This is a genomic window from Syntrophomonas sp. UBA5494, assembly GCF_002426325.1.
This window is the reverse complement of the sequence record NZ_DIPG01000004.1, coordinates 1-10,768: the sequence shown is the minus strand read 5'-3', so window position 1 is coordinate 10,768 and position 10,768 is coordinate 1. Positions and strand designations below refer to the sequence as shown.

Genomic DNA, 10,768 nt, shown 5'->3' with positions numbered 1-10,768 from the left:
CTGACAAAACCCGCCGCCGGGGTGATGGCGACCAGGCCGGCTACCGCACCGCTGACCGCGCCAAAAACGGTGGGTTTGCCATGATGCAGCCATTCCGCCGCCACCCAGGATAAGGCTCCGGCAGCAGTGCAGGTGTTGGTCACCAGGAAGGCCAGGGCCGCCACCCCATTGGCGGACAGGGCGCTGCCGGCATTAAACCCGAACCAGCCGAACCACAGCAATCCTGCGCCCAGAACGGTCAAGGGCATATTGTGAGGACGGATGGCCTCTCGCTCCTTGCCGAGGCGCTTGCCCAGCACCAGAGCCGCCACCAGGCCGGACACCCCAGAACTGATGTGTACCACAGTGCCTCCGGCAAAGTCCATGATGCCCAATTGGCCCAGCCAGCCGCCTCCCCATACCCAGTGGGCCAGGGGATCATATATCAAGGTGGTCCACAGCAGGATGAAGACCACGAAGACCGAGAATTTCATCCTCTCCGCGAAAGCCCCGGTTATAAGGGCCGCAGTTATGATGGCGAACATTAGCTGGAAGCCGGCAAAGGCCAGATGAGGAATGGGTACTGTGTCTGATAAGGCCTCCAGACCGATGTTGCCAAAGCCTAAGAAGTCCAAACCCCCTATTAAGGTGCCATGATCAGGCCCGAAGGATAAAGTATAGCCCAGGAGTATCCATTGTATCGATACCAGGGCCATGGCTGCCAGGCATTGCATCAAGATACTGAGTATGTTCTTGCTGCGCACCATGCCGCCGTAGAACATGGCCAGGCCCGGGGTCATCAACAACACCAGGGCGGCGCAGATGAGGATAAAACCGGTATCCCCTGCACTTATGCTGACCTCTTCAGCAGCCAGGGCCGGTCTGCTTGCCAAGAGGGTGATGGCCAGGGTCACTGCGCCAAGTGATAGTTTTAATGATCTCATAATTTAAAACCTCCTAAATCGGGCTGTCAATACAGCCTAAAAATTTGCGCAGGCCCCCTTTGGCCTGTAATAAAATACCTGTTTACAGAGCCGCATCGCCGCGTTCGCCGCTGCTGATGCGTATGATTTCTTCCACCGGATAAACAAAGATTTTTCCGTCACCAATCGCCCCGGTACGGCAGGTCTCCATGATGGCATCGACGATCCTCTCCTGCCAGTGATCCCGGCAGATGACCTCCACCTTTACTTTGGGGAAGAGGTCTACGGATACTTCCTGGCCGCGGTAGTATTGCTTGACATTTTGCTGCAGCCCCCGGCCCATCACATTGTAAACCGTCATGCCGCGCACCTCCATTTTATTGAGCACTGCTTTAAGTTCCTCCAGCTTGCTGGGTCTGATAATGGCCTCAATCTTTTTCATTTTTTCACCTCCTTTCAATAGCAAAGGCCCTGAAACCCAATTAGGGGTTATCAGCGCCGTTGCTGCAGTAAAGTCTATAGAAAAACAGAGGCCCTCTGTCACCTTGGACAGAGGGCCCCATTGCCCTATGAATATATTCAGCCTATATGCCGAATTAAAAGCTTATCATGATTGCGTTTATAAGCATCTATTTGCGCCACGAATTCATCCATCAGGAACTTGGTGTCAAGGGGGCCCGGGGCGGCTTCGGGATGAAACTGCACCGACATGGCCGGCAGCTCCCGGTGTATCAAACCCTCCACCGTGTTGTCATTGAGGTTGCTAAAGACCACCCGGACCGCTTTATCATGGAGTGAATCCGCTTCCACTGTGTAGCCATGGTTCTGTGAGGTCATATAGACCTTGCCGCTGCGCAGGTCTTTCACCGGTTGATTGGCTCCCCGGTGGCCGAATACCATCTTGCTGGTTTTCCCCCCCAGCGCCAGGCTCAAGAGCTGGTGTCCCAGGCAGATGCCGAATATGGGTATGTTGCCCAGGAGCTGGCGGATAGTCGCAACGGCAAAACCGCAGTCGGCCGGGTCGCCAGGGCCGTTGGACAATACGATCCCATCCGGTTCCAGGTCCAGGATAGTCCGGGCCGAAGTCTGGGCCGGCACCACAATTACCTGACACTTTCTCGCCGCCAGAGAGGTGATGATGCTCCGCTTGACTCCGTAATCGATCAAAACCACCCGCCTCGGACCTGAACCTACCATCTTCATCTCCGGTCTGGTCACCCGGCCTACGTAGCCCCCCGGGGGAGGAGTCAAGCGGCTGGCCTCTCTTTGCAGGCCGGCGAGGTCGTCCAGCCTGGAGGTGATGATGCCGCCCATGGTGCCTCGCACCCGCAGGATTCTGGTCAGGGCTCTGGTATCGATGCCCTGCAAACACGGGATCTCGTTGGTATGGAGATAATCCACCAGGGACATCTGTTGTTCATAATGCTCCGAACCGTTGCAGAGTTGATTCACCACCAGACCCTCCAGCCAGGAACGCTGGGATTCCATATTGTTCAGGTTAAAGCCGTGATTGCCGATCAATGGATACGTCATGACCACAATCTGCCCGGCGTAGGAGGGGTCGGTTATAATCTGCTCATATCCCACCATGCTGGTATTGAATACCACCTCACCCGAGCGGGGGCCCGTTCCCAGCAATTCTCCGCTAAAGACCATGCCATTTTCCAGTACCAGATAACCGGGATTGGTCTTCATGATTTTTTGCCTCCATCCTGGGCAACTGTAGATGCCCGCAAAAAAAAACGCCCTTAGTGATGCGTTGTCACTTTGGCGTCATTGCCATGTGCTTAATTTTATTTTCGTATTACAGTATAGCAGGAATTTATTAATCTGCAACCCATAGCGGCTGCTAATACTGTATACTTATTCCTCCGGGCTTATTGCTATGACTGATCATGTTCCCCGGGTGTGGCTGTGCAAGGCATGGGCGTTCCATGCCTTTTTGTTCAGCTGCCCAGGAGGGCCTGATATTTGGCTTCACTGAAACCCCTCTCGATTTTCGTCTTCTTGACCAGGAGCGGGCGCACCATAATGCGGGGGTTTTTCTGAATGAGATCCGCCAGGCCTTTTTCATCCAGGTTGTCCAAATCCGGCTTGATCTTACGATAAGCCTGGCTTTTGGTGTTTACCAAATCCCTGACCCCCACCCCCGCCATTTTGGCCAGCCGGCGCAATTCCGCCAGGCCGGGCGGATCAGCCAGGAGGTCCCGTTCGCAAAATTCCACCCCGTGCTGCGAAAGCCACGCCCTCGCTTTCTGGCAGGTACTTCACGATTTGATACAATAGAGCGTCCATTTGCTCTCCATAAAACCACTCCTCCATAGGTGTTTAAACCTGGTTTCTCTTTTATCTTCTCTATAATACCCGATAACATCCTGCCTGTCTCATGATGATGCCCAGAAGCCTTGATTCGTATGAAATTCAGTACTGGGTTGGAATATAAAGCCTGTTCTGTTGTAACACTACTATTAAGGGTTTCATATCATACATTGTGTGGGTTTGATAAGGTGTGAACAGCTCCTGGGTTTTTTCCCGGGGCTTTCATATAAAGAAGGGAAGAACGCTTTAGTTCTTCCCTTTCTTGCGCTTTGAACTGAGCGGGAAAACCACCTGATAACAATCTGACCTATCCTGCCCGGCCAGTTAGTCCTGAGTTTATCTTCAGGCGATTATATAGTCTATCTCAGCCCCGCAGCTTGTACAGCGCCCTTCTTCAAAATGCACCATTTCAGTCCGGTAGTAACTGCGCCGGATAAGCAGAGCTTGACAATTCAGACACCGGGTGTCATTGCCCAGACCGGTATTGCCCAGATAGACAAAAGGCAGATGAATCCGGGCCGCTTCTCTGGCTTGCATGAGGGTGGATTCCGGGGTGGGCGGCCGGTCATAATGATAGGCCGGATGATAGCGCGACAAATGCAGGGGGATCTCTTTGCGTATGGAAGCCAGCCATTTGGCCAGGGCTTCTATGTCCTCCAACTGATCATTATCGCCAGGAATGATCAAAGTGGTGATCTCTACATGGGTATGACGGGCGGCGCGCTCGACGGTGTTTATTACCGGCGCCAGGGCACCCTTGCACAGCCTTCTGTAAAAGTCATTCCGGAATGCCTTAACATCGATATTGAGAGCGTCGATAAAGGGCAGCAGCTGCTCTAAAGGCCGGGTTTCGATGTAGCCGTTGGTGACCAAAACTACCTTTTGACCGCGATTTTTTAGAAGTTGGCTACAATCCCAGATATATTCGTACCAAACCGATGGCTCATTATATGTGAATGCTACGCCGATAGAACCGCTGCTTCGACTCTGTTCGGCAACCAGCACCAGGGTTTCAGGAGGAATAAACCGGGTAGCCGGAGTGTCGTGGGCCAGGGCATAGTTCTGGCAAAAGCTGCAGGACAGATTGCAGCCATAGGTGCCTGCCGAGAGGAGCATATTACCGGGAAAGAAATGATAGAGCGGTTTTTTCTCGATGGGGTCCAGGGCCAGCGAGGCCACCTGTCCATAATTGGAGGTTATCAGACTGCCGGCTTGATTGCTGCGTACCCGGCAGATCCCCTTCTTACCCGGCTTAATCTTGCAGTGATGCGGGCATAAATTGCACTTTACTCCCAAGTCCTCCAGTGGTTCGAAAAACATAGCCTGAGCCACGATATCCCTCCTGCGGAGTTATTTTATGGCTTACGTATATCGGGTTACCTTGAAGCGCTCGATAGTATAGGCTTCCTTATTGGATATACCCGCTTTCTGCAGTGCAATCTGCAGTTGCTGCTCAACCGTATCCACTCCCTCCAGATCCGGCAGCAAGAGGCCGCGTTTCCTCCCCGAACTGACGATCACCCCGTACTCTTTAGGATCGAGCTGATTCCGGGTGGCCGGTTCAAGTTGACCCAATATGTCAACTGAATATACCAGCTCGTCCAGTTCCTCAGCCCGGAGCGGCTCGAAGCGATAATCCTGGGTGCCTGCACTAATCGCATTGGCGGCTATTTCCTGGGCCAGGTCGGGCCGAACTGCAGTGATGGTGCCGATACAGCCGCGCAGCTGCCCCTTTTTCTTCAGGGAAACGAAAGCCCCCGCCTGTTTTTTCTGCAGTTCCTGCATTTCACGAGGCAAAGCCGGCCGTCTGTTGTTGCGGATAAACTCCTCCAGAACCATACGCGCCCAGCGTACCGGCATACTTTCACCCTGACGTTGTCGCTGTATAGCCTGGCTTTGTTTGCTCTGCATTTGCTCCAATATACTGTCCCGGGGTTCTGTACCGGGCTTAAATCCGGCCACCAGATATCCAACCCCATAGGGGCCTTCATAGCTGAAAACCTGGGGCTCAAAGTTCAGACCGTCCAGGGCCCCCAACATCATGACCACCGACCGGTAGCCGCATTCGCCGGCATTTTCGCGCATATCTTCCGGCATGTCGAGAATGCCTGTCACATCCCCGTGAGCCAGCAAATCCTGCATGGCCCCGTCAAAACGGGGGCCATCGGGGTGGTAGCTATAGGGGCCTTCGCTTTTAAGATGATGGGACATGTCGCCCGAAGCCATAATAGCCACCCGGCGGCCTAAACGTTGAGCAGCCTGTCTGACAAACAGCCCGGCCTGATATAGTGCAAGTAAAGGCAAATAAGCTACACTGAGGGCTATGATGGCTATGCCGCCGCAGCCCGCCTCCCGCAGGTAATGCAGAGGTACCAGGATGCCGTGATCCAGATTTTTATGGAATTTATATTTGCCGGCCAAGGCCTCATCGATGGCCAGCATGGATATATCGGCATCATTGCATAAACGCCCGATTTCACTTAAGAGTTCCAGGTCATTGGGGTAGGTTTGTCCTTTGTGAAGGCTGCCAAAAGCGCTCAAATCACCGTAAAGTTGCGGTTCCACCAGTGCGGTGATACAATCTGCAAATACATTGCCATGAGGGGTGAAAAAGATCACCGTTTCCGGCCGGCTTCGAGCCATTTGCGCGGCCATCGCTTTCATACCCGCAACAGTGCTCTTCACGCCCTGAAGCCTCTCCTCGCCGATATAGGGAATGATCAACGGGGGATGAGGCGACAGGGCCGCATAGGTCAGCATAGTGCTCACTCCTTTGTCTGTCTCAAGGTTTACCAATTGGGGTATAGTTCGATCTCGGTATCATAAGTTCTAACCTGAGCCTGGGCGATTCCGGCGAAAATGGCCTGGGCCATTTTCACCTGGTAGTCGTTATCGGCTAACAGGCTGGCTTCCTGGGGATTGGAAATAAAGCCCACCTCTACAATAACGGCCGGCATCTGGGTGTTCCTCAAGATATAGTAATCCCCCGGTGCTGCCTTGCGTTTAGTATTCCCCAGTTGTTTGGTTATTTCCTCCTGAATCATAACGGCTGTCAATTTGCTGGGTTTGCTGGAAGCGTCATAGAAGACCTGGGCTCCATACCAGCGCGGGCTGGGGTCAGCATTGGTGTGAATACTGATATACAGGTCAGCCTTGACCTCATTGGCTCTCTGCGCCCTCAATTTAAGGTCTTCCCGTTTGCGCGCGGCCACAGTACCGCTAAATCCATCTCCGACCAGATCGCGGTCCTCGGTGCGCAGCATCACTACCATGGCCCCGGCCTCACTGAGTTGCCGGGCGAGATGCTGGCTGATAGCCAGGGTAATATCTTTTTCAACATAAGCCCCCCTTGATGCGCCGGGGTCGCAGCCTCCATGGCCCGGGTCAATGACTACCACCTTGCTGGCCAGGGCATAAGCCGGAATATAGCTCTCTTCGGGCGGCAGTCCCAGCCAGATGGCCGCAATCAGGAGTATTGAAAAGGTCGAAATAACAGCAGTCTTGTATATCTTCATGGGGAGATAATAGACCCCGGCTTTAAACACGCGTCCACCCCTGTTCCTGAAAATGTTGCTATTTCTTATATATGCTCCATTTCTGTAATCTAGTAGGCCGGCTCACACCCGCGACACGCGTGACACCGCAGGGCTGTTGTCATGGTGTATTTTTAAAGGCGCTTTCGATAAGCATAAAAAAGCATCCCCAGTGTGTTATGTTGATGCTGGGCAATCAAAAATGTTGCGCCTGGTACAATGATTTGAACCATCTCCTACGCCAAACTTTCGGTTGACTCCTTCTACCGCATGCCAATGTCCTCAACAGTTTCTGGCCAGATAAATCCCATAAGCGAGAGGGTTGTAAAACAATCGATACCTGGCGTCCGATGGCTCATTCCGAATAAAAAAAGTCTTATTGGTTTTGCCGTTGATTTCAATGATCCAGGGATGACCTGTTTTATCAATAACAATATCGATGCCTAACTCTCCCAGAGGCCCTGACCGGGCTTCAAGGGTCTGGGCTACAGCTGTTGCCACCCTGCATATATCACGATATATGGCATCAGCCTTTGGGCTGAGCGGAAAAACCTCTGGCATGATCTGCTGCCAGTTGAATGTTTTTTCCCTGATGGTAGGTGAATTGGTAATCCATGGTTTTATTAATGCCGCTTCCCATTGACCTTGATGATTTTTTTGCATAATGGCCCTGACATTCAGCGGATGTGTCTTATATTCCACTGCATAGATGCCTTGTTGCGCTACATAGGACTCCGGGGCAATGATAGGCTGTAGTTCGGACCATAGCTGCACAAAGCTTTTGTAGCTCAAGCTGGCCTCTTCAGTTGACAGTTTATACAGGCCCTCCAGTTTTTCAATTTTCCAGACCCCTGACATTCTGGAGTCATACTCGGTTTTGACAAACACCATGGCGAACCGCTCCAGTAATTCTTCTATTTTGGATGGCGTCGGATTGACCAGATTATCCGGTAAATATGGCCTTAGATAAGGCATTTTACGCAGTATCTTATCGGTTCTGCCCTTGCCAAAAACTGATTTGTTGTTTATAAGCAGTGTGCTTCCGTTGTCCTTAATCCTGTTTCTAAATATTTTGGCCTTTTCACGCTGCGCAGCTCTGAAAAATGTAGCCCTGTCATACAAGACCTGCGGCCATGGAAATTCCTTGTGCAGCCACTTCTTTTTGCGATGGCTGTAGTGCCAACCGTTAATGGTTTTATTATGGCCTAAGTCATTGACCGAGAAGTGGTACGTAGTGCATTCTAATTCCCTGCTGGCTTTGGCCAGGAGCTGTTGGTCAATATCTGCATTTCCTGATTGAATCGATCTGATCCTGCCCATGGCTTCAAATATACCAATGAGAACCCTCTGCCTGTAGCGTTTCTTAATATACCTGGGTAAATCCACATTGCCTACCTGATACCCCGCCAGGTGGAAGCAATAATAGAGTGGACGCCTTATTGCCCAATATGCCGCCGATGAGCCCTTAAAATCCAGGGCATATCTTTTTTCAGGCATTATGTCTATATTTTTCAGATGTGCTGCACCGGATGAATCCATACCAAAATGCATTTCCAATTCGAGCAGAGTCGGGTTTTGACTATCTAATCTTACCGATTCAGCCAGGGCACGTTGGGTCAGATTCTCTTTTACCTTTTTGAAATTGTCAGCATAAACTTCTCTTAAAGCAGCGTCCAAAGGGTGCTTGATGAACAAGGTGGGTTCCTTAATGTCGTGTGGCGCAAGGACTGCGCACCCTGCAGAATACTTCCACAGACCGCAGTGGTCTCTCTGCATCAACAGGCGGACTTCCAGGCAACAATCCAGCATTTCCGCCGCTTTAAAAGTTTGGTTGGGTATAACGTGGAATTGGGGTTCAGGATAATTGGTCACCTTAATTCCATGAGTATCAGCTAATGCCGTTAATACCTGCTTGATATGCTGTGGATTGTCATCATTATGATACTGGCTGTATATGACGTTCGGAAGCGGGTATTTATGATGCTGCCATTTCGAGTCTCCACCGTCGGCTTTGGTCAAGCCGTTTATGAATGAACCATTTTCCTCTACATCCCCGCTAGCGAACAAAAAGGCTTCTCCCCCCAGTGAATCGGCGGCCGTAATAAAGCGTCTATAATCTCCTTCAATATTATTTTTTAACAGTTCCGCTTTGTAAGCTGCTGAAACATGAATGCCGATGAGAGGACCTAGAATGAGTTGACCGGGGTGTGTGTTGCTCAGGATCGATCTCTGGTTCTCACGCAGCATCAGTCGCTCTGATAGCGCCTGGTTAATCAAGATTTCGTCGGTTCTTGTTTTCCCATCCGCTTTCTTGACTCTGGCCGTTATTTTTTTGGCGCCGTAACCAACATCCATAGTTGCAATATCTTCAGGCACCTTGTCAAGAAAGAGGGTGGGAACCGGTTCATTATCATGCATTACACGTATTTTAATTTTCAATATGATTCACCTGTTTTATTTATAGCCTATGAAGATTGCACAAGGATTGGTGTCAGCACAACACGCTTCTCCATAAGATAAACTAGTTGAAATATAAGTAACAAGGGTGGTGGATTTATTGGTTATGATCAAAACCCGGCCAGCATTGCAGCATAAAAACTCAACCGTTTTAAGATCGCCGCTCGCGAATGCACATGTCACAGACAAATTCTGGTCAGATCATGAGGAAGAAGCAGTTCTCCAGTTTGGAACTGCTGGCTTGCTTATAGAAAAAGGGGCCATGTTGGGGGCGCAAGGCGGATTAAAGATACCCGCGGAAGCTGCCCGGCAACTTTTGTTGCCGGACCTGGAAACATTGGGACGAGTAGTGTTTAACAACAGGGTTATTTTGGGTCCCCTGATCGGCATCTTTGTATCTGAAAAAGACATTGAGCTTTTAGCACAAGGGCTGTGCAAAAACCAAAATTTCTACAAGTATGTGAATGAATGTGACCGTTTGGGAGCCCTGGCTTGTTTTTTCAGTCTCAATAATATTTTCCCGGGTCAGTGGCTCGTCCGGGGCTGGTTCTATAAGAAGCAATCAGCGCGAGAAGGTTTATGGACCTCCAGACTATTTCCGCTTCCATCCGTCATATACGACCGTTGTTTTGGCGCTCATGGCAGGAGCGATGGGACCAAACTGCGGGAGATGCTGTCCGAGCTTCGACAGGTCACGATATTCAATGCCATTCCCAAGCTTTGCAAATGGGAAACTTATCAAGTTTTGAGGCAGACGCCTGAATTAGCCTCCTGTTTGCCCCGTACTGCGATTCTTTATACCAATAAACAGGTCGCTGCAGCAGTGAATGATTGTGAGGCCATCTACTTGAAGCCTGATGGTTTGAGTAGGGGCCATGGGGTTTTCAGACTATCCAAAGTGGGTGATGGTTTTCTGTTGGAGAGCCGCAAGCCGGAACAAAATGTAAAAAGGCATTTAAAAAATCTTCACAATATTCAGTCTTTCCTGACCTCCTATGGCGAAGCAGGTGGGGGATATATCATTCAAGAAAAAATCCCATTGGCCAAATATCGGGGTAAGCAGTTTGATATGCGGGTATTGTGCCAGAAGGATATCAACGGCAAATGGATAGTGGCGGGTACCGCAGTCAGAGTAGCGGCGCGGAAAAGTATCATTACCAGTCCGAGAAGCGGCGGGTCGGTAATCAGCTGGCCTCATGCCCTGAAAACAGTATTTCGCCAAAAACCCGGTCAACATAACGGAATTGCGGGAAAAGTTACCCGTATTGCCCTGATTGCATGTCAGGCTATTGAAGATCATTTTGGGTGTTGCGGGGAGTTGGGTCTGGATATGGGCATTGACCATAAGGGCAAGGTATGGATCATCGAGGTCAATGCCAAACCCCTGAAAGTGAGTCTAAGCCGACTCAATGATCAACATCTGGAAGATGAAATCTATGCCAATCCTATCAGGTTTGCATGCCATCTGGCTGTGAACGGGTAGCTCAAACTGGCGTACCGGCAGCCATCCCAGCAGGCGGGGAGTTTAACATTCCCCGCTTTATAAGTTTTATGTAA

At 50.8% G+C, this 10,768-nt stretch carries 8 protein-coding genes and 1 pseudogene; 1 reads left to right on the top strand and 8 read right to left on the bottom strand.

The genetic code is table 11. The features are described from left to right. From B3W37_RS00515 to B3W37_RS00480, 8 genes and pseudogenes are all read right to left on the bottom strand, one after another. The coding region (locus tag B3W37_RS00515; protein ID WP_483174465.1) for an ammonium transporter at window positions 1-923 on the bottom strand (923 nt) is incomplete at its 3' end. 82 nt (window positions 924-1,005) lie between these two features. Further along, window positions 1,006-1,344 carry a P-II family nitrogen regulator gene (locus tag B3W37_RS00510; RefSeq protein ID WP_481041517.1) on the bottom strand — a complete coding sequence of 113 codons (339 nt, stop codon included), beginning with the start codon at window positions 1,342-1,344 and terminating at the stop codon, window positions 1,006-1,008. Between the two features lie 137 nt (window positions 1,345-1,481). Then, window positions 1,482-2,597, bottom strand: a complete 1,116-nt coding sequence (locus B3W37_RS00505; protein WP_483174464.1) for a carbamoyl phosphate synthase small subunit — start codon at window positions 2,595-2,597, stop codon at window positions 1,482-1,484. A 251-nt stretch (window positions 2,598-2,848) separates the two neighbouring features. Next, window positions 2,849-3,157, bottom strand: a pseudogene (locus B3W37_RS00500) (arsenate reductase family protein); the annotation flags it as partial. Window positions 3,158-3,563: 406 nt separating this feature from the next. Next, entirely contained in the window at window positions 3,564-4,553 is a 990-nt protein-coding gene (gene amrS / locus B3W37_RS00495) for an AmmeMemoRadiSam system radical SAM enzyme (RefSeq protein WP_483174463.1), read from the bottom strand. 30 nt (window positions 4,554-4,583) lie between these two features. Then, the gene (gene amrA / locus B3W37_RS00490; protein ID WP_483174462.1) at window positions 4,584-5,981 is read right to left on the bottom strand and encodes an AmmeMemoRadiSam system protein A; all 1,398 of its coding nucleotides are present in this window, start codon (window positions 5,979-5,981) and stop codon (window positions 4,584-4,586) included. Between the two features lie 29 nt (window positions 5,982-6,010). Next, a complete protein-coding gene (gene cwlD / locus B3W37_RS00485) occupies window positions 6,011-6,766 on the bottom strand; it encodes an N-acetylmuramoyl-L-alanine amidase CwlD (RefSeq protein ID WP_481041525.1) in 756 nt (251 codons plus the stop codon). Window positions 6,767-7,036: 270 nt separating this feature from the next. Continuing rightward, window positions 7,037-9,193, bottom strand: coding sequence for a YheC/YheD family protein (locus B3W37_RS00480; protein ID WP_483174461.1), 2,157 nt, complete (start codon window positions 9,191-9,193; stop codon window positions 7,037-7,039). A 124-nt stretch (window positions 9,194-9,317) separates the two neighbouring features. On the opposite strand from B3W37_RS00480, the gene B3W37_RS00475 reads away from it, so the two are divergent. After that, on the top strand, window positions 9,318-10,694 hold the full coding sequence (locus tag B3W37_RS00475; RefSeq protein WP_483174460.1) for a YheC/YheD family endospore coat-associated protein: 1,377 nt from the start codon (window positions 9,318-9,320) through the stop codon (window positions 10,692-10,694). The last annotated feature ends 74 nt before the right edge of the window (window positions 10,695-10,768 follow it).

What these genes read in the sequence shown, in the direction of transcription:
- amrA (WP_483174462.1), bottom strand. Translation starts at nt 5,981, where the DNA reads ATGCTGACCTATGCGGCCCTGTCGCCTCATCCCCCGTTGATCATTCCC.
- B3W37_RS00475 (WP_483174460.1), top strand. Translation starts at nt 9,318, where the DNA reads ATGATCAAAACCCGGCCAGCATTGCAGCATAAAAACTCAACCGTTTTA.
- B3W37_RS00510 (WP_481041517.1), bottom strand. Translation starts at nt 1,344, where the DNA reads ATGAAAAAGATTGAGGCCATTATCAGACCCAGCAAGCTGGAGGAACTT.
- B3W37_RS00505 (WP_483174464.1), bottom strand. Translation starts at nt 2,597, where the DNA reads ATGAAGACCAATCCCGGTTATCTGGTACTGGAAAATGGCATGGTCTTT.